19 protein-coding genes are annotated in these 19,017 nt (G+C 67.7%); 9 read left to right on the top strand and 10 right to left on the bottom strand.

Annotated features, from left to right (window positions below):
- The first annotated feature begins 42 nt into the window (after positions 1-42).
- Together FHR73_RS07820 and FHR73_RS07825 are read left to right on the top strand one after the other, a co-directional pair.
- Positions 43-843 (top strand): universal stress protein, encoded by an 801-nt coding sequence (locus FHR73_RS07820; RefSeq protein ID WP_183630367.1) that lies wholly within the window; start codon positions 43-45, stop codon positions 841-843.
- 150 nt (positions 844-993) lie between these two features.
- Entirely contained in the window at positions 994-1,545 is a 552-nt protein-coding gene (locus tag FHR73_RS07825) for an ATP-dependent Clp protease proteolytic subunit (RefSeq protein WP_183630368.1), read from the top strand.
- Between the two features lie 62 nt (positions 1,546-1,607).
- Here the strand turns inward: FHR73_RS07825 and FHR73_RS07830 are convergent, their stop codons facing one another.
- Positions 1,608-3,365, bottom strand: coding sequence for a glycoside hydrolase family 5 protein (locus tag FHR73_RS07830; RefSeq protein WP_183630369.1), 1,758 nt, complete (start codon positions 3,363-3,365; stop codon positions 1,608-1,610).
- A 397-nt stretch (positions 3,366-3,762) separates the two neighbouring features.
- Between FHR73_RS07830 and FHR73_RS07835 the strand changes: the two genes are divergently transcribed.
- Both FHR73_RS07835 and FHR73_RS07840 read left to right on the top strand, forming a co-directional pair.
- Entirely contained in the window at positions 3,763-4,170 is a 408-nt protein-coding gene (locus FHR73_RS07835; protein ID WP_133859315.1) for a response regulator, read from the top strand.
- 65 nt (positions 4,171-4,235) lie between these two features.
- The gene (locus FHR73_RS07840) at positions 4,236-4,448 is read left to right on the top strand and encodes a hypothetical protein (protein ID WP_183630370.1); all 213 of its coding nucleotides are present in this window, start codon (positions 4,236-4,238) and stop codon (positions 4,446-4,448) included.
- 15 nt (positions 4,449-4,463) lie between these two features.
- Here FHR73_RS07840 and FHR73_RS07845 read toward each other — a convergent pair whose 3' ends face one another.
- Complete coding sequence (locus tag FHR73_RS07845; protein ID WP_183630371.1) at positions 4,464-4,925, bottom strand: Lrp/AsnC family transcriptional regulator; 462 nt, start codon at positions 4,923-4,925, stop codon at positions 4,464-4,466.
- Between the two features lie 223 nt (positions 4,926-5,148).
- Between FHR73_RS07845 and FHR73_RS07850 the strand changes: the two genes are divergently transcribed.
- Genes FHR73_RS07850 through FHR73_RS07870 form a run of 5 tightly spaced genes read left to right on the top strand, consistent with a single transcriptional unit; the run spans position 5,149 to position 11,133 of the window.
- Complete coding sequence (locus FHR73_RS07850) at positions 5,149-6,381, top strand: thiamine pyrophosphate-dependent enzyme (RefSeq protein ID WP_183630372.1); 1,233 nt, start codon at positions 5,149-5,151, stop codon at positions 6,379-6,381.
- A gap of 4 nt (positions 6,382-6,385) precedes the next feature.
- Positions 6,386-7,444, top strand: coding sequence for an alpha-ketoacid dehydrogenase subunit beta (locus FHR73_RS07855; RefSeq protein WP_183630373.1), 1,059 nt, complete (start codon positions 6,386-6,388; stop codon positions 7,442-7,444).
- A 1-nt stretch (position 7,445) separates the two neighbouring features.
- Complete coding sequence (locus FHR73_RS07860; RefSeq protein ID WP_183630374.1) at positions 7,446-8,732, top strand: dihydrolipoamide acetyltransferase family protein; 1,287 nt, start codon at positions 7,446-7,448, stop codon at positions 8,730-8,732.
- Positions 8,733-8,734: 2 nt separating this feature from the next.
- A complete protein-coding gene (gene lpdA, locus FHR73_RS07865; RefSeq protein WP_183630375.1) occupies positions 8,735-10,117 on the top strand; it encodes a dihydrolipoyl dehydrogenase in 1,383 nt (460 codons plus the stop codon).
- On the top strand, positions 10,114-11,133 hold the full coding sequence (locus tag FHR73_RS07870) for an AraC family transcriptional regulator (protein ID WP_183630376.1): 1,020 nt from the start codon (positions 10,114-10,116) through the stop codon (positions 11,131-11,133). Before lpdA ends, FHR73_RS07870 begins: the two co-directional genes overlap by 4 nt.
- Here the strand turns inward: FHR73_RS07870 and FHR73_RS07875 are convergent.
- From FHR73_RS07875 to FHR73_RS07910, 8 genes are all read right to left on the bottom strand, one after another.
- Positions 11,130-11,531 carry an ester cyclase gene (locus FHR73_RS07875; RefSeq protein ID WP_183630377.1) on the bottom strand — a complete coding sequence of 134 codons (402 nt, stop codon included), beginning with the start codon at positions 11,529-11,531 and terminating at the stop codon, positions 11,130-11,132. The genes FHR73_RS07870 and FHR73_RS07875 overlap by 4 nt on opposite strands.
- Before the next feature lie 61 nt (positions 11,532-11,592).
- Entirely contained in the window at positions 11,593-12,846 is a 1,254-nt protein-coding gene (locus FHR73_RS07880; RefSeq protein ID WP_183630378.1) for an amidohydrolase family protein, read from the bottom strand.
- Positions 12,843-14,150 (bottom strand): MFS transporter, encoded by a 1,308-nt coding sequence (locus FHR73_RS07885; protein ID WP_183630379.1) that lies wholly within the window; start codon positions 14,148-14,150, stop codon positions 12,843-12,845. Before FHR73_RS07885 ends, FHR73_RS07880 begins: the two co-directional genes overlap by 4 nt.
- A gap of 183 nt (positions 14,151-14,333) precedes the next feature.
- Complete coding sequence (locus FHR73_RS07890) at positions 14,334-15,236, bottom strand: LysR substrate-binding domain-containing protein (RefSeq protein ID WP_183630380.1); 903 nt, start codon at positions 15,234-15,236, stop codon at positions 14,334-14,336.
- A 64-nt stretch (positions 15,237-15,300) separates the two neighbouring features.
- A complete protein-coding gene (locus tag FHR73_RS07895; RefSeq protein ID WP_183630381.1) occupies positions 15,301-16,086 on the bottom strand; it encodes an enoyl-CoA hydratase in 786 nt (261 codons plus the stop codon).
- A 14-nt stretch (positions 16,087-16,100) separates the two neighbouring features.
- Entirely contained in the window at positions 16,101-17,285 is a 1,185-nt protein-coding gene (locus FHR73_RS07900; protein ID WP_183630382.1) for an acetyl-CoA C-acyltransferase, read from the bottom strand.
- 184 nt (positions 17,286-17,469) lie between these two features.
- The gene (locus FHR73_RS07905) at positions 17,470-18,237 is read right to left on the bottom strand and encodes an SDR family NAD(P)-dependent oxidoreductase (protein ID WP_183630383.1); all 768 of its coding nucleotides are present in this window, start codon (positions 18,235-18,237) and stop codon (positions 17,470-17,472) included.
- A 98-nt stretch (positions 18,238-18,335) separates the two neighbouring features.
- Positions 18,336-19,013, bottom strand: a complete 678-nt coding sequence (locus tag FHR73_RS07910; protein WP_183630384.1) for an SDR family NAD(P)-dependent oxidoreductase — start codon at positions 19,011-19,013, stop codon at positions 18,336-18,338.
- Positions 19,014-19,017 lie beyond the last annotated feature (4 nt).

Raw genomic sequence — 19,017 nt, forward strand, 5'->3', positions numbered from 1 at the left:
CAGGGATCGTGTCTGGTCCCGGTCTTGCCAAGGAATACCGTTATGGCCTCCCTGCTCGCCTGCATCGATGGATCTCCCCACGCCGAAAGCGTCTGCGACCATACCGCCTGGTTGTCGCGGCGCCTGGATGCGCCCGTTACCCTCCTGCATGTGCAGGAATCGGCCAGCAGCGGCAAGAAGGTCGCCAATGGCACCCCGCTCTATCTGGACGATGACGTCGGTGCCGGCATGGCCAAGGCCTTGCTGCTCAATGCCCGCCAGCGCCTGCTGCACCAGGGCCTGACCTCGGCGCCGCAGATCCTGCGCCGCCCCGAAGGACTGGTGGACACCCTCAAGACCCTGGAGGCGGACACTCGCCTGCTGGTGATCGGCAAGCGCGGCGAGCGCTCCGGCGACAGCGGCATCGGCAGCCAGCTGGAAGCCGTGGTGCGCGCCGTGCACCGGCCGATCCTGATCTGCTCGGGCCCCTTCAAGCCACCGCGCCAGTTCACCATCGCCTATGACGGCCGGGAAGCCACCCACCAGGGCATCCTGGCCCTGGCACGCAGTCCGCTGCTGACCGGCATGAGCGGCACCCTGCTGCGGGTCGGCGAAGACGATCCGATCCTGCGCAAGCGCCTGGATGACCTGGCCCTGCTGCTGCGCAGCGCCGGTTGCCGGGTCGATACCACCGTCGCCCATGGAGATGTGGAGCGCATCGTCCCCCGTCACCTCGACGAGCGCCGGGCCGACCTGCTGATCATGGGCGCCTACAGCCACTCCTCGGTCTGGCGCTTCCTGCGTGGCAGTCGCACCACCCAGCTGCTGCACAAGACCGAAGTACCGATGTTGCTGCTGCGCTGAGACCGCGCCTGCGACCGGGCGCAGGCCGTCCGCCCGGGACGCGCTTCGTCGGCCAGCCGCCGCCAGCGCTCAAGCCCGCCCGAAAGCCGCCGAAGCAGCTCTTATAGAGCCCCGCCCTCCGCCGGGCTCCCCGGCGCGTCGGTAGGCCCCATGAGCACCCATGTCATCCATTTCACCGGTCCCATCAATTCCACCAGTTGCGGCCAGCTGATCGCCCAGTGCTCCCAGGCCGTCCAGCAGGATGCCTCGCGGATTCTGCTGAAGATCGCCACCATGGGCGGCGATTGCAGTTACGGCTTCACGATGTACAACTTCCTGCTGTCCCTGCCGCTGCCGGTGCATACCCACAACCTGGGTACCGTCGAATCCATGGGCAACATCCTCTTCCTGGCCGGCGAACACCGTACCGCCAGTCGCCACAGCAAATTCCTCTACCACTCCTTCTACTGGAATCTGAACAACTCGGTGGACCATGCGCGCATGGCCGAATACGCCATGTGCCTGGACTACGACCTGGATCTCTACGCCCGCATCGTCGCCGAGCGCACCGCGGATGCCGCCGAGGCCCTGGACATCCACAGCTGCCTCAAGGCCAACGCCCGACTGCTGAGCCCGGAAGCGGCCCTGACCACCGGGGTGATCCATGCCGTGGATGAATGCCGGGTGCAGCCGGGTGAGGTCACCACCTTCATTCATCTTTGAGCGCGCAACAAAAAACCCGGTGACCTTTGGCCACCGGGTTTTTTGTTGCCCATTCCTTACGATCAGCGGCTGAAGGACACAAGGGTGTTCGGGTAGCCGACGCTGGCATCCAGGCGAGTGGCGTCGAAGAACACGCCCAGGTTGCTCGCGCCCTCCTGCACATAGCTGATCTTGAGGATCTGGCCGTTGACGAGGCGTACCGAGCCACCCAGCTTGAAGGCCGAGCGATTGGCCGCGGTGGCCGGGATGGAGATGGCCGCGGCGCGACGGTAGACACCGCGATTCCAGTCGGAATTGGTGAAGTCATTGATGGCGCTGCTGACACTGGCGGCGCTGGTCACGCCGGTGGGCGACACGGTCACGGTCTTCGGATAGCCCACGGCGTTGCCGTTGAAGGGCGTGCCCTCGGTGAAGACGCCCAGGCTGTTGCCGGCCTGCACCGAGGAGATCCGCCGCACCTGGCCATCCGCGGTGGTCAGGTAGGCACCGGCCTTGAAGGCGGCGCGATTCACCGCGGTGCCGGGCACCGAGATGGCGGCCTTCTTGAGGAACACCCCCTTGTGCCAGTCCGGATTGGTGAAGTCGTTGACCACCGAGGTCACGGTGCCGGCGGTCGCACCGGTGCTCGGCGGAATCTGCACCTCGGCATTGCCGCCGGCGTTGCCCGTGCTGCTACCGCTGCCGGCATTGCCCACGGCGCCGGCGCTGCCGCCTGCCGAGCCGCTGTTGCCGGTGGCGGTACCACCGGTGGCCGGCGCGGTGCTGCCACTGGCGACCGGGCCGATGGCGGTGCAGCTGCTGTCGTCCAGGTACTTGCGCAGGGTCGGCCACTGCGGCCGCTCCTGGCCATTGATCGGCTCCACGGACATGAAGTAGCTGCCCCAGCCGGGACCGGCGGCCCAGTAGGAGGCCGGGATGCAGTTCTGCTTGAGGTAGGCCAGCATGTTGTCCATCAGCAGATTCCAGCGCGGATTGTTGTCCGGGACGCCGAATTCACCGATGTAGCCGCGCTTGCCGTTCTTCTTCAGCCAGTCGACGAAGGGCTTCACCCGGGTCACGCCGTAGTTGGCATCGAGCTTGTTGACGTCGGTCTTGTCGTAGCTGCCGCCGGCGTTCTCGTCGAAGTAGGAATGCGCCGAGAAGATGATGTTGTTGGCCGGATCCTTCAGCCCCAGCAGGGCGTCGTTGAATTCGGCCCAGCGGGTGGCGCTCGACCAGCCGTTGCCTTCGACGATGACCGGACGGGTGCTGTCCACGGCGCGCACGCCATTGATGCCGTACTGGGCCGCGGTCGGCCAGTAGGCCATGGCATCGTGGGGCTCGTTCATGATGTCGTAGGCGTACAGCGAGGACTGGCCGCTCCACTGCCGCGCGATGTGGGTCATGATCTCCTGGTAGCGGGCATAGGGTACGCCGCTGGTGCCGATCACCTGACCGCGATAGCGGGCATAGTTGTGCAGGTCGAGGACGATCTTGATGCCGTGCTTCTGCGCATAGCCGAAGGTCTGGTTCACCAGGGCGACGTAGGCACTGTCCAGTGGTCCGCCCAGCTTGGGTTGCAGGCGCTCCCAGATGATGGGGAAACGGATCAGCTTGACGCCCCGCGCGCTCCACTGCTGGAAGTAGGCCTCCACCGGGAAGATGTAGTTGGTGCCATTGATGCCGGGCAGCACCTGGGGAGCGAAGCCCGCACCCGACAGATTCAGGCCGACCAGGCTGACAGGCTCGGCCTGGGCAACGCCAGCGGACAGCGCGAGAACGGTGGCGGCCGCGGCGAGCGGACGACGAAGGGCGGTAGCGAAGGAGCGGATAGGCGTCATGGACAGATACTGCTTTGGGAGGCGTGGCGTCGATGTCCTTTGTGTACGAGCGAAGCCTGGGTTTAGGTAAGGCCACTGGGACGTGACAAAAAAGTACCCTGCGTCCTGCAGTTGCCTTACCCAATACAAGTCATATGCCAGGTAGCTGAAACCTTTCACTCGACGGGCAGTCTCGCCGCTTCGCTGGCACGCTGAAAGCCCTGCCCCAGAGCCTTTACGGGAAACGTAACCAAATGTGCGCGGCATGGGGTCGCAGCCGCGAAAAGCTGCGCCCGACAAAATAATCACGCCTTGAAGACAAAAATCTGGCGCCAAATTCATTGACGTCCAGGCTGGGGAATTTTCCCGGGTCGCGGCTATCCAAGGCTCAGCAACGTCTTGTATATAAGGTCCAGTCATGCGCGCAGAACAGCCGGGAACCCCTGTCTTCCGACCCACTCTCCTGGTGGTGGACGACGAGCCACTGGTCGCGGATTTCGTCCGCGAGATCCTCGAACCCGAAGGCTTCAACATCATCGCCGCTGACTCCGCCGACACCGCGTTGACGCTGTTGGAAAAGGAAGACGCCAACATCGACCTGCTGCTCACGGATATCCGTATGCCGGGCTCGATGGATGGGGCGCAGCTGGCCAACATGGTCTGCAAGCGCTGGCCAGACATGCCGATTATTGTCATGTCCGGCTACGAAACGCCGTCCACCGCGAGCATCAAGTGCCAGGTGCGCTTCCTGCCCAAGCCCTGGTCGATCGGTCAGTTGATCGATGCCGTGAATGGCGTCGCCTATTCGGTTACGCCCAGCGCCTAGAGGTTGAGGAACCTCGGCGATGTGAATAATGTCACATCGCCACCTCGACCCTCCGGACGCCCTCCATGCTCGCCCTCACCCACACCTTCGCTGCGCAACTGCCCAACGTCGATTGCCTGTTCGGTCCCCTGGCTCCGGATGGCGGTCTGCCGGTACAGTGCGGCCGCGCGTCCAGCGAGCGCCGCCTGACCCTGATGCTTGATGTCGCCCGCCTGCGGGACAGCGCCTATTGTGCCGCCCAGGCGCAGCAGGTCCGCCATAGCCTGGGCATCCGCTAGCCTCTCTTCTCCCCATCAGAGCAATGGCGCCGGCCTGAGCAGGACGGCCTTGAGCGAAAAGGCCGAGGTCACGCTGGCGACTCCGGGGATACAGGTCAGGGTCTCGGCGAGAAAGTGCTGATAGCTCGCCAGATCCTGCACCACCACCCGCAGCACATAGTCGGCATCCCCGGTCATCTGGAAACAGCTCATCACCTGGGGGGCCTTGACGATCTCCCGTTCGAAAGCCCGCAGGTAGTCGGTGGACTGCTTTTCCAGGCGCACCGAAACGAAGACGCTGACACTGCCGGCCAGCCGGGTTTCGTCGAGCTGGGCGTGATAGCCCTGGATATAGCGCTCCTCTTCCAGTCGCTTGACCCGCCGCAGCGTCGGGGTCAGCGACAGCCCGATCCTTTGCGCCAGATCGCGCCAGCTGAGGCGGCCATCGGCGGACAGGGCGTTGAGGATGCGCAGGTCGATACGGTCCAGACCAGCCATGGTGCAAAACCTCCACTGTTGTTCCTGTACTGAGTTCAATAGCACCAAAAGCCCGGGCTGCCCACCCCGAAATTGCGGCAAAACGGCTAGCAATGCCGGCCTATACTCAGGTGACCAATAACAAGAATGCCGAGGCCTCCACCATGTGGCACCCTGCATCGCATCCGGACGGCCAACCCGTCCTGCGACCCGCCCGCACCCTCATCCAGCTGGAGGGGCGGCCATGAGCGACTACCCACCCCTGCGCCTGCACGTCCCCGAGCCCAGCGGCCGACCGGGACGCCCCACCGACTTCAGTTACCTGCAACTCTGCCCCGCCGGCCGTGCGGAAAAGCCGCCTATCGATGTGGCGCCGGTGGATACCCGCGAGCTGGCGACCCAGCTGATCCGCATCCTCGACGAAGAGGGTCGCGCCGTCGGCCCCTGGGCCATCGAGGAAGCGCCCGAACTGCTGCTGCAGGGCCTGAGGGCCATGCTCAAGACGCGGCTGTTCGATGCGCGGATGCTCAAGGCCCAGCGGCAGAAGAAGCTGTCCTTCTATATGCAGTGCCTGGGCGAAGAGGCCATCGCCGTCGGCCAGACCCTGGCTTTGCGCCCGGACGACATGCATTTCCCTACCTATCGCCAGCAGGGCATCCTCATCGCCCGTGAGGCGCCGCTGGACGAGATGATCTGCCAGCTGCTGTCCAATGCCCGGGATCCGCTCAAGGGTCGCCAGCTGCCGGTGATGTACTCCTACCGCGACCTCGGCTTCTTTTCCATCTCCGGTAACCTCGGCACCCAGTACATCCAGGCGGTGGGCTGGGCCATGGCCTCGGCGATCAAGGGTGATACCCGCATCGCCGCCGGCTGGATCGGCGACGGCGCCACCGCCGAAGGCGACTTCCATGCCGCCCTCACCTTCGCCCACGTCTACCGGGCGCCGGTGATCCTCAACATCGTCAACAACCAGTGGGCCATCTCCACCTTCCAGGCCATCGCCGGCGGCGAGGGCATCAGCCTGGCCACCCGCGGCCTCGGCTATGGCATCGCCGCCCTGCGGGTGGATGGCAACGACTTCCTCGCCGTGCTGGCCGCTTCGCGCTGGGCCGCCGAACGCGCCCGCCGCAACCTGGGGCCGACCCTGATCGAATGGGTGACCTATCGCGCCGGTCCCCACTCCACCTCGGACGATCCGTCCAAGTACCGTCCCGCCGATGACTGGACGCATTTCCCCCTGGGCGATCCCATCGACCGGCTCAAGGCGCACCTGATCGGTCGCGGCCTCTGGTCGGACGAACGGCAACAGGCGCTGACCGCCGAACTGGAAGCCGAGGTGGCGACCGCGCAGAAGGCCGCCGAAGCCCACGGCACCTTTGCCAGCGATCTCGCCCCCAGCGCCGCCGACATGTTCGAGGAGGTCTACCAGGACCTGCCGTCGCACCTGCGCCGCCAACGCCAACAGCTCGGGAAGTGACGCCATGACCGTACAACAGGAAACCGACCTGCCGACCCAGGCCGGCAGCCGCAGCACCCTGACCATGATCCAGGCTATCCGCTCGGCGATGGACGTGATGCTCGAACGCGATGACAACGTGGTGGTGTTCGGCGAGGACGTCGGCTATTTCGGCGGCGTCTTTCGCTGCACCGAGGGCCTGCAGGCCAAATATGGCGCCTCGCGGGTATTCGATGCGCCCATCTCGGAGAACGGCATTGCCGGCGCCGCGGTGGGCATGGGCGCCTACGGCCTGCGCCCGGTGGCGGAAATCCAGTTCGCCGACTATGTCTACCCGGCCATCGACCAGATCGTCTCCGAGGCGGCGCGGCTGCGCTATCGCTCGGTGGGCCAGTTCACCGCGCCGCTGGTGTTCCGCATGCCCTGCGGCGGCGGCATCTATGGCGGCCAGACCCACAGCCAGAGTCCCGAGGCCATGTTCACCCAGGTCTGCGGCCTGCGCACCGTGATGCCTTCCAATCCCTATGACGCCAAGGGTCTGCTGATCGCTTCCATCGAGAGCGACGATCCGGTGATCTTTCTCGAACCCAAGCGCCTCTACAACGGCCCCTTCGACGGCCATCACGACCGCCCGGTAACGCCCTGGTCGGGGCATCCGGCCAGCGCCGTGCCGGACGGCTATTACCGCGTCGAGCTGGAACGGGCCGCGGTGGTCCGTCCCGGCAAGCAGGTCACGGTGCTGACCTATGGCACCACCGTCTGGGTCGCCCTGGCGGCCGCCGCCGAGACCGGCATCGACGCCGAGGTGATCGATATCCGCAGCCTCTGGCCGCTGGACCTGCAGACCCTCACCGATTCGGTGAACAGGACCGGCCGCTGCGTGGTGGTTCACGAGGCTACCCGCACCTGCGGCTATGGCGCCGAGCTGGTGTCCCTGATGCAGGAGCACTGCTTCCATCGCCTGGAGGCACCCATCGAGCGCGTCACCGGCTGGGATACCCCCTATCCGCATGCCCAGGAATGGGACTACTTCCCGGGTCCGTCCCGGGTCGGCGCCGCGCTCAAGCGCGTGATGGAGGTCTGAGATGGGTACCCATGTCATCAAGATGCCGGATATCGGCGAAGGCATCGCCGAGGTGGAACTGGTCAAGTGGTACGTGGCGGTAGGGGATGAAGTCGGCGAGGACCAGACCCTGGCCGACGTCATGACCGACAAGGCCATGGTGGAGATTCCCTCGCCGGTGGTGGGCCGGGTGGTCGCCCTGGGCGGCGAGCCTGGCCAGGTACTGGCGGTGGGCGCCGAGCTGATCCGTCTGGAGGTGGCCGGCGACGGCAATCTACGCGAGGCCAGTCGCCCCGCACCGGTGGCAGCCGCGCCAGCGCCGGCACCGAAGGCGGCAGCGCCCAAGCCCGCGGCAGCCCCTGCCCCGCGGCGCCCGGAAGCGGAGGCACCGCGCGAGGACGAGCGACCGGCTTCCCGCCCGGCCCCCGGCAGTCCGCCGCTGGCGTCTCCCGCGGTGCGCCAGCACGCCTGGGAGCTGGGCATCGAATTGCGCTTCGTCACCGGCAGCGGTCAGGGCGGACGCATCCTGCATGAGGATCTGGACGCCTATCTGCAGCAACGCGGCGCCGGACTGCCGCCTGCCACCGGCGGCGGTGGCCTGGCGAAACGCACTGGCGAGGAGCGCATCCCGCTGATCGGCCTGAGACGCAAGATCGCCGAGAAGATGCAGGCTGCGAAGCGGCATATCCCCCACTTCACCTATGTGGAAGAGGTGGATGTCACCGAGCTGGAAGCCTTGCGCGCCACCCTCAACCAGCGCTGGCAGGGGCGTCGTGCCCACCTCACCCTGCTGCCCTTCCTGGCGCGCGCCCTGGTGGTGGCCGTGCGCGACTTTCCGCAGATGAATGCGCGCTTCGACGAAGAGAGCAGCACCGTGACGCGCTATGGCGCGGTGCACCTGGGCATCGCTACCCAGGGCGAACAGGGGCTCGCGGTGCCGGTGGTGCGCCACGCCGAAACGCTGGATCTCTGGGGCTGTGCCCAGGAAGTGGCCCGGCTGGCCACCGCGGTCCGCGGCGGCAAGGCCGGTCGCGACGAACTCTCCGGCTCGACCCTGACCATCAGCAGCCTCGGTCCGCTGGGCGGCATCGCCTCCACGCCCATCATCAACCATCCCGAGGTGGCCATCATCGGCGTCAACCGCATCGTCGAGCGCCCGGCCTTCCGCCATGGGCTGGTGGTGCCACGCAAGCTGATGAATCTCTCCGCCTCCTTCGACCACCGGCTGATCGATGGCCAGGACGCCGCCAGCTTCATCCAGGCCGTGCGCCAGCTGCTCGAACAACCCGCCACCCTCTTCCTGGAGTAGCCATGGACACCCGACTCCTCATCATCGGCGGCGGCCCCGGCGGTTATGTCGCCGCCCTGCGCGCCGCCCAGCTGGGCATCGCCACCACCCTGGTGGAGGGCGCCGCCCTCGGCGGTACCTGCCTCAACGTCGGCTGCATCCCCTCCAAGGCGATGATCCATGTCGCTGAGGAATACCAGCGCGCCTGCACTCGCGCTGACCAGGGCGCCCTCGGCATCCGCCATGGCCGCCCGGAACTGGACCTCGGCCAGGCCGTGGCCTGGAAGAACGGCATCGTCGATCGCCTCACCACCGGCGTCGCCGCCCTGCTTAAGAAGCAGGGGGTGACGGTGATCGAGGGCTGGGCCGAGATCCTCGACGGCAAGACCGTCGAGGTGCAGCGCGCCGGTGGCGAACGGCTGCGCATCCGCACCGAGCACCTAGTGCTGGCCATGGGCTCCACCTCGGTGGAATTGCCCAGCCTGCCCTTCGGTGGTCCGGTGATCTCGGCCACCGAGGCCTTGTCGCCCACGGCGATCCCCGAGCACCTGGTGGTGGTGGGCGCCGGCTATATCGGCCTGGAACTGGGCATCGCCTATCGCAAGCTGGGCGCCCGGGTCGCTGTGGTGGAAGCCCAGTCGCGCCTGCTGCCCGGCTACGACGCCGAACTCACGGCGCCGCTGCGCCAGCGGCTGGAGCGCCTGGGCATCGAATTGCACCTGGACTGCACCGTCGCCGGTCTGGCTGCGGACGGCGCTGGCCTGCGAATGAGCCGCGGTGACGGCCAGGAGCAGATCCTGCCGGCCCAGCGCATCCTGGTGGCGGCCGGTCGCCGTCCCCGCACCGAAGGCCTGGAGCGCCTGCCGCTGGACTACGACGGCCGCTATATCCGCGTCGACGACGGCTGTCGGACCAGCATGACCGACGTCTGGGCCATCGGTGATCTCACCGGCGAACCCCTGCTGGCGCATCGCGCCATGGCCCAGGGCGAGGTGGTAGCGGAGTTGATCGCCGGCAAGCGGCGGCACTTCGCCCCGGTGGCCATCCCGGCGGTCTGCTACACCGATCCGGAGATCGTGGTGGTCGGCCTCACCCCCGAACAGGCCAGGGCCCAGGGCCTCGAGATCAAGGTCGCCAGCTTTCCCTTCGCCGCCAATGGCCGCGCACTCACCCTGGAAGCACCTGAAGGCTTCGTGCGGGTGGTGGCCCGCGCGGACGACCATCGCATCCTCGGCTGGCAGGCCACCGGGCAGCAGGTGGCGGAACTGGCCACGGCTTTTTCCCACAGCCTGGAAATGGGCATGCAGCTGGAAGACGTCGCCGCCACCCTGCACCCCCATCCCACCCTGGGCGAAGCGGTGCAGGAAGCGGCGCTGCGTGCCCTGGGCCGGGCCCTGCACCTGTGATCGGCCTACCGCGCGACAGCCTGGCGCCGGGCATCCTCGATGAGGCCCTCGCGGGGCTGTGCCGACGCAGTGGTCTGGCGCCGAAAGCGCTGCTCGCCGGAGAAGGCGTCCGGCTGTCCGAGCTGCTGCTCGACAGCGAGCGCCTCTCGGCGCCGCTGTTCGGCCAGCTGTGGTATCACCTGGCGCGGCGTTTCGATGATGAATTCTTCGCCCTTGGTCCGCGTCGGCTGCCAGCGGGCAGCTTTGGCTTTCTCTGCCAGAGCACCCGCCTGCAACCGACCCTGGGCGATGCCCTGCGGCAGAGCGTCGACTTCCTGAGGCTGACCCTGGGCGTCGAGCTGCGCCTGCAGCGCACTGGCGCGCAGGCGACCCTGCGGCTGGCAGCGGGCAGCTTGCCGGGCAGCTTCGCCGTCTTCACCCTCTGGCTGATCCTGCATGGCCTGGCCTGCTGGCTGGTGGGTCGCCGCTTGCCACTGGCGGAGATCCGCCTGACCGCCCCGGAGCCGCCAGGGGAGCTGCTGGCCGACTACCGGCAGCGCTTCGGCGCCAACCTCAGCTTCTCCTGCGGCGAAGACTGCCTACTGCTGGACGCCGCCATGCTGAACCTGCCGATCCGCCGCACCGCCGCGGACGCGCGTCGCTTCATCGCTGCCGCACCGGGCAATCTGCTGGTGCATTATCGCGACGACGCCAGTCTGATCGCCCGCATCCGCGCCCTGCTGCGCAGTAGCGCCCCGGAGCACTGGCCGGACGCCGTCAGCCTGGCCGAGGCCCTGGGTCTTGCGCCCGCCACCCTGAGGCGCCGGCTGGCCGCGAGCGGCCAGACATACCAGCGCCTCAAGGACGAACGTCGCTGCCGCCTGGCCTGTCGCCAGCTGGACGAGGGCGCCCTGCCCCTGGAGGAACTGGCCCTGCGCCTGGGTTTCGCCGATCCCCGCTCCTTCCAGCGTGCCTTTCGTAAGTGGACGGGACTCAGTCCCCTGGGCTATCGCCAGCGCCAGAGTCGAGCAGGTTAGCCGTCGGCCAGCTGGGCGGCGATGGCGGCGGTGTCTATCACCGAGCGCACCTCGCGGATTCGCCCGTTCTCGAAGCGATAGAAGACGTGCTCGCTGAAGCGTACCCGCCGTCCGTTCACCGCCAGTCCGAACAGCTCGCCACGTGGCGTGCAGTCGAAATCCAGCTGCGCGGCCAGCCAGGGCGCCTCCACCACCAGCAATCGCGCGGCGAAGTGCAGATCGGGTATGGCGGCATGATCGCCTTCGAGCATGGACTGGTAGCCGGTCAGACCTAGCGGGCGGCCGTTATGCTCGACGGCCTCGTCGACATAGCGGCCCAGCTCTGCCCAGGCCTGACGATTGAGGCAGTCGAGGTAGGCCTGGTAGTGGCTGCCGAGTTCGGTTGCGGTGAGCGGCATCGCGCGTTCTCCATGGGCATTGACTGCTACAGGGGACCGCGCCGAGCCGACAAGACTCCCGTCACCCAAGGCGATTCTTCACCAGGCGGCCACCCTGCAGGATGAGGTCGAGTCTTTCGCCCTGCCCCACCAGGCAGGAGATATCGGTCAGCGGATCGCCATCCACGACCAGCAGATCCGCCAGGGCGCCAGCCGCGATGCAACCCAGCTCGCCCTCGCGTTCGAGGATGCGCGCCGCGACGCTGGTGGCGCTGCGCAAGGCTTCCAGGTTGCCCAGCACCTCGGCGCGGATGCGCAGTTCCTGGGTCTGGTATTCGTGCATCTCGCCCAGCAGGTCGGAGCCGTAGCCCATGGGTACGCCCGCCTCGGCGAAGAATTCCAGGGCGCGACGGCCGGCCAGGCGGACGTCTTCGATCTTGGCCACGGAATCGGCCGGCAGCCCATAGCGGGCGCCGTGCTCGGCGAGCATCTCGTAGGTCACCTGGGTAGGCACGGCGAAGGCGCCCCGCTCGCGCATCAGCTGCGCCGTCTCCCGGTCGACCAGATTGCCGTGCTCGATGGTGCGCACCCCGCACGCGACGGCGCGGCGAATGGCGCGGGCGGTGTAGGCATGGGCCATCACATAGGTGTTGGCCGCCTCGGCTTCCTCGACGATGGCGCGGATCTCGGCTTCGCTGTACTGGGTGTTGGCAATGGGATCGGTGGGCGAGGACACACCGCCGGAGGCCATGATCTTGATCTGGCTGGCGCCCTGCTGCAGTTCTTCGCGCACCGCCTTGCGCACGTTGTCCACCCCGTCCACCACCCGGGCGATGGCGCCAGCACGGAAGCAGCAACTGCACGGTTCGTTCAGCAGCAGTTCCCCACGCGCCCGCATGTCGCCGTGGCCGCCAGTCTGCGACAGCGCCTTGCCAGAGGCGAAGATCCGCGGACCCGGCACCAGTCCCAAGGCGATGGAGCGCGCCAGCGCCCAGTCCGCACCGCCGGCATCGCGGACGGTGGTGAAGCCGCGCTCGAGCATCGCGCCCAGGATGGGCAAGGCGCGATACATGATGATGGCGTTGGGTTGCAGGGCGTTGAAGCCCAGGTTGGCACTGGAGGCCAGTACATGGACGTGGCAATCGATGAGGCCCGGCATCAGGGTGCGACCCCCGAGGTCGATGACCGTGGCAGCGACCGGCGGGTTAGCGCCCTGATCGCGTACCGCGGTGATGCGCTCACCCTCCACCAGGACTTCCTTGCCGGTGATCAGGGTGCCGCTCGCCAGATCCAGCAGCTTGCCGTTGCGCAGCAGTAGCGCGGTGCTTTGAGTCATGCGGATTCTCCCGAGGGTTGCTCGCTGGTGGCGTCGCGGAACAGCGCGGCGCCCCCGGCACTGATGGCCGCGGCGAACATGATGTAGAAGGCCGGCGCCAGCGGGCTGCCGGTGGCGGCGATCAGCCAGGTCACGGTAAAGGTGGCGAAGCCGCCGAACAGGGTTACGGCGAAGTTGTAGGCCACCGACAGTCCGGTGGAGAGCACCCGGGTCGGCAACAACTCGCCAAATGCGGCCAGCAAGCCACCCAGATAGCCGGAGATCAGCAGTCCCAGCACGGCCTGGAACACCAGCAGGGAAGCCAGGCCCGGCCAGCGATTGAGCATCCAGAACAACGGCCAGGCGAGGCAGAAGATAGCGATGGCCGACCCCAGCAGCCAGGGTCGCTTGCCATGGCGATCCGCCAGGCGCCCTATCAGCGGCGTCGCCACCAGCAGCACCAGGCCACCGAGTACGCCGGCGGTGAAGCCCAGGCCACTGGGCAGGCCCAACACCCGGGTGGAGTAGGACGGCAGGTAGAACAGTACGGAGTAGGTGCAGACCGTCCAGAGCACGACCATCGAAAAGGTGATCGCGGTCTGGCGGGGATAGATGCGCACTACCTCCCGCAGCGGCGACTGGGCACGCTCGACGGTGGCATAGGCCGGGGTTTCGTCGATGCGGCTACGGATGTAGAAACCGACGGGGCCGATCAGGGAGCCGAACAGGAACGGCAGGCGCCAACCCCAGCTCTCGAGTTGCTCCGGGGTCAGCAACGCCGACAGCAGCGCGCCGGCGCCTGCACCCAGGGCGACCGCCACCCCGATGCTGGCCTGGATCCAGCTGGAGTAATAGGCCTTCTGGCCAGCGGGTGCGTGCTCGGTGAGAAAGGCGGTGGCGCTGCCCATCTCGCCACCGGCGGAAAAGCCCTGCAGCAGCCGGGCGAAGACGATGAGCGCCGGCGCGAACAGGCCAAGCTGGGCATAGCCTGGGGTCACGGCGATGATCAGGGTACCGGCGGCCATCAGCAGGATGGTCAGGGACAGCGCCGCCTTGCGGCCACGGCGATCGGAATAGATACCGAGCAGAATGCCGCCGACCGGGCGCATGAAGAAGCCGACCCCGAAGGTGGCGAGGGCCAGCAGATAGGAGGTGAGTTCGCTGGCGGTCGGAAAGAACACCTTGGCGATGATGACGGAGAAGAAGCTGTAGACGGTGAAGTCGAACCATTCCAGACCGTTGCCGATCACGGTGGCGACCACCGCCTTGTTGGCCTGGCGGCGGTGGGCGGTGGACGGCTGCGGGAAAGTCGTAGCGCTCTGCATTGTTGGCTCCCTGAATGCGAGTCGCGCAAGAACCTCGGGGTCCCTGCACCGGCGACGGCAGTTTCGATAAAGGAAACAGGATGAGGATCTCTGCCCTCTGTCGCCGAGCTTAAGGGGCTACCCGGAACGCAGGAAAACGCTGATTGCAGGTATTTGCATGCGTATGGCGCATGCAAGAAGAGGTCAGGGCTGCAAGCCCAGGCTGTCGTTCAGCCAGGCCTCGAAACGGCGCGCTGCCAGGCCCGGCTGACGGTCGCCCGGCCACAGCAGGTAGTAACCCCCCTGCCCCTGCACGCATTCGCTACAGGCTTCCACCAGGGTGCCCGAGCGCAGGTGGGCATCGATCATGGGGCGCCAGCCCAGGACGATACCGTGGCCGGCCACCGCCAGATCGACCAGGATGGGGTACTGACTCACGGTGAGCCGCTGGCGGATCCGCGGGGCGGGATAGCCCAGCCGCGCGAACCACTCCGCCCAGGACAGCCAGCGCCGCTGCCCGTCCTCGATCATCAGCAGGCGCCGCTCGAGCAGTTCCGGGGGTGACAGCTGACGCCCGCCCAGATAGTCCGGCGCGCAATAGGCGCCCACCCATTCCGGAAACAACTGGCGACCGGCCAATCCCGGGGGCGGTGGTTCACGCAGGAAATAGAGCGCCAGATCGAATTCGGGCTTGAGCAGGGTATCGAGGTTGTCCAGCACCCGCAGGCGCACGTCGATGCCGGGAAAGGCACTGGCGAAGCGGCCGATCAGCGGGCCCAGCCACAGCGCGGCCACACCCGAGGAGCAGGCCAGCACCAGCTGCTGCTCGCCGCTGAGATCCATGACGTCCGCCGTGGTTTCCGCGAGACCCGCGAGCAACTGCTGAACCCGCTCGGCATAGCGCTGCCCGGAGACGGTCAGGTGCAGCCGCTTGTGCTCTCGACGAAACAGCGCGCGACCGAGAAAGGCCTCCAGTTGCGCCACCTGACGGCTGATGGCGCTCTGCGTGAGATTGAGCTCCAGCGCCGCCCGGGTAAAGCTGCCAAGCCTGACCGTTGCCTCGAAGGCAATCAGATTGGTCAGGGGTGGCAAGGGCTCGATACGCATCCGGAGGCTCTGCGACGCTGGGCGGAAACGCCAGTCTAGCGCCTCCTGAAAGCGCCGGGTGCGCTCAACGATGCTCGAACTTCGCCGGGCGCTTCTCGACGAAGGCGGCCATGCCTTCCTTCTGGTCGGCACTGGCGAACAGCGAATGGAAGACTCGGCGTTCGAAGCGGATACCCTCGGCCAGGCTGGTCTCGAAGGCGCGATTGACGCTCTCCTTGAGCAGGAGGGTCGCCGGCAGCGAACGACTGGCGATGCCGCGGGCGGCTTCCAGGGTGCGCTCCAGCAGCTCGTCGGCGGGAAACACCTGGGCGACCAGCCCGGCACGCTCGGCTTCGGCGGCGTGCAGCTGTCGTCCGGTCAGGCACAGCTCCATGGCCTTGGCCTTGCCCAGGGCGCGGGTCAGGCGCTGGGTGCCGCCGATGCCGGGAATGACGCCCAGGGTGATCTCCGGCAGGCCGAAGCGCGCGGTGTCGGCGGCATAGATGAAGTCGCACAGCAGCGCCAGTTCGCAGCCACCGCCCAGGGCGTAACCCGCCACGGCGGCGATCAGCGGCTTGCGCCGCTCGGCGATGCGATCGGCGACGCGGAAATAGTCGTCCAGGTAGATCTGCGGATAGCCCTGCCCGGCCATTTCCTTGATGTCGGCGCCGGCAGCAAAGGCCTTGGCGGAGCCGGTGAGCACCACGCAACCGACCTCGGGATCGGCGTCCAGGCGCGCCAGCATGGCATCCAGCTCGTGGAGCAGCTGGGCATTGAGGGCGTTGAGCGCCTTGGGACGGTTGAGGGTGATGAGGGCGACACGCGCCTCGATCTCCAGCAGCAGGGTCGATTCGGCAGAGGGTTCGCTCATGGTCTTGTCCTTGTCTAGTCGTTGAGTTCCAGCGCCAGGGCCGTGGCCTCGCCACCGCCGATGCAGATGGCGGCCACGCCCCGGCGCAGACCGCGCTGGCGCAGCGCCTGGATCAGAGTCACCAGGATCCGCGCGCCGGACGCGCCGATGGGATGGCCCAGGGCACAAGCGCCACCGTGCACGTTCAGGCGTTCCGGGTCCAGCCCCAGGGCATCCTGGGCGGCCAGGGCCACCACGGCGAAGGCTTCGTTGATCTCGAACAGGTCGACGTCGATCAGCGACCAGTCGATGCGCGCGAGCAGGGTGCGGATGGCGCCGATGGGCGCGGTGGGGAAGTCGCCCGGGGCACCGGCATGGGCGGCATGGCCACGGATCGTCGCCAGCGGCCGTAGGCCTTCGCGCGCGGCCGTGCTGGCGCGCATCAGCAGCAGCGCCGCGGCGCCATCCGAGATGGAGCTGGCGTTGGCCGCGGTGACGGTACCGCCTTCGCGAAAGGCCGGCTTGAGGGTGGGAATGCGTGCCGGATCGGCGCGGCGGGGTTGTTCATCGGTGTCGACGCTCAGGGTTTCCTTGCGCCCCGCCACCTCCACCGCGACGATCTCGGTGGCGAAGGCGCCGCTGGCCTGAGCCTGGCGCGCCCGGGCGAGGGACTGCTGGGCATAGGCATCCTGGCGCTCGCGGCCGATACCCAGCCGCGCCGCGCAATCCTCGGCGAAGGTGCCCATCAGGCGCCCGGGTTCGTAGGCGTCTTCCAGGCCGTCGAGAAACATGCTGTCGATCAGGGCGCCATGGCCGAGGCGGTAGCCGCTGCGAGCCTTTTCCAGCAGATAGGGCGCGCGACTCATGCTTTCCATGCCGCCCGCCACCACCACCTCGGCACTGCCGGCGCGCAGCAGGTCATGGCCGAGGATGGCCGCCTGCATGCCCGAACCGCACATCTTGTTCAGGGTGGTGCAGCGCGTGCTCTGGGCCAGACCGGCGCCAAGCGCCGCCTGGCGTGCCGGTGCCTGGCCGAGGCCGGCGGGCAGCACGCAGCCCATGAGCACCTCGTCGACCGGTTCCGGCGACCAGCCGCCCCGTTCGAGCGCGGCGCGAATCACGGCGCTGCCCAGTTGCGGCGCCGACAGCGCCGCCAGTTCACCGCCCAGGGCGCCCATGGGCGTACGGGCGGCGGCGATGATGACAATGGGATCGTTCATGACAACTCTCCTAGGCCCTTACGAAAAGTGCCTACACTCGGTGATGCTTCGTTGAATAGCGCCTGGATGGCCAGCCCCGTCGTAATGCTCATTTACCACTCGTAAACTCGCTCGCGAGCCCGGTCCGCTTCCTCAGCGCTTTTCGCCTCGCCTGACCATCGCTCGGCGACTTTTTGTACAGGGCCTAGCGCGGGGCCATGCGCAGCGCGCCGTCGAGGCGGATCACCTCGCCGTTGAGCATGGGATTTTCGATGATGTGGCGGACCAGGGCGGCGAATTCCTCGCCGCGACCGAGGCGCGGGGGAAAGGGCACATTGGCGGCCAGGGCGTCGCGCACCTCGGGGGTCATGCCGGCCATCATGGGCGTCTCGAAGACGCCGGGGGCTATGGTCATGACCCGGATGCCCTGCCCGGCCAGTTCGCGCGCCGCCGGCAGGGTGAGCGCGGCGACGCCCCCCTTGGAAGCGGCATAGGCGGCCTGGCCGATCTGGCCGTCGAAGGCGGCGATGGAGGCGGTGTTGACGATCACGCCGCGCTCGCCGCCGGCATCGGCCTCACCCCTGGCCATGGCCGCGGCGGCCAGGCGCAGGACATTGAAGCTGCCCACCAGGTTGACGTTGATGATGCGCGCGAAGGCGGCGAGATCGTGAGGGCCGTTGCGCCCGAGGATGCGTGCGCCGCCGACGATGCCGGCGCAGTTGATCGCGCCCTGCAGACTGCCCCAGCGGACCAGGAGGGTATCCATGGCGGCGCTCAGGGCCTCGGCATCGGTCACGTCCACGGGCAGCGCCAGGGCCTGGTCGCCGAGGCGTTCGGCCTGGGCCTGCACGGCCTCGGCCTGCAGATCCAGCAGCGCCACCCGGGCGCCCGCCGCGATCAGCCCCTCGGCGGTGGCGGCGCCCAGGCCGGAACCGGCACCCGTTACCAGAAAGGTTCGCTCGTCGATGCGCATGGTGGCACTCCCCGGGATGATGGACTCATCTTCGATCCTCGGCAGGGGTCGGACAAGGGCCGGATCGCTCAGCCGCACTGAGCGATCCGGCCCCTCGCTCACCAGGGCAGGACTTGGCCCTGGTAGTCGAGAAAGGCGCAGCCACGCTGGCCGGCCCGCACCTCGATCGTTGCCACCAGCCCGGCGACGCTATCGGCCACCTCGACCGGCGCGCCGGCCCCGCCCAAGGCGGTGCGCACCCAACCCGGGTGCAACGCCAGCACGGCGAACGCCGGTTGCCGCCCGGCGACCCAGCTCTGCAACAGACTGTTGAGCGCCGCCTTGCTGGCGCCATAGAGCGGCATGTCGGCGGCCCGTGCCAGGCTGACACTGCCCATCTGCGAACTCAGGCAGGCCGCCACTCCCGCAGCAGCCAGCCGCGGTGCCAGGGCCTCCAGCAGCCGCAGCGGCGCCACGGCATTGGTCAGGAACAGCTCGCCCAGCTCCGCGACGGTCGCCCGCTGCCCCTCCGCCTCGTGCGGCCCCATGATGCCGGCATTGACGATCAGTCGATCCAGCGGCTCATCGCGGCTTTCGCTCAACAGTCGTGCGCCCAGGTCGGGATCGCACAGATCGCCGGTCACCACCTGCAACCGCCCCGCGGCGGTCGCCGCCAGGCCGTCCAGCGCCGCATTCGGCGTTCGCACCAGCGCCAACACCTCGTCGCCGCGTCCCAGATAGCGCTCGACCAAGCCCAGTCCTATGCCTCGCGAGGCGCCTATCACCCAGACCTTCATCGCC

The organism is Pseudomonas sp. AS2.8 (assembly GCF_014190935.1).
In the GTDB taxonomy this organism is placed as follows: domain Bacteria; phylum Pseudomonadota; class Gammaproteobacteria; order Pseudomonadales; family Pseudomonadaceae; genus Chryseomonas.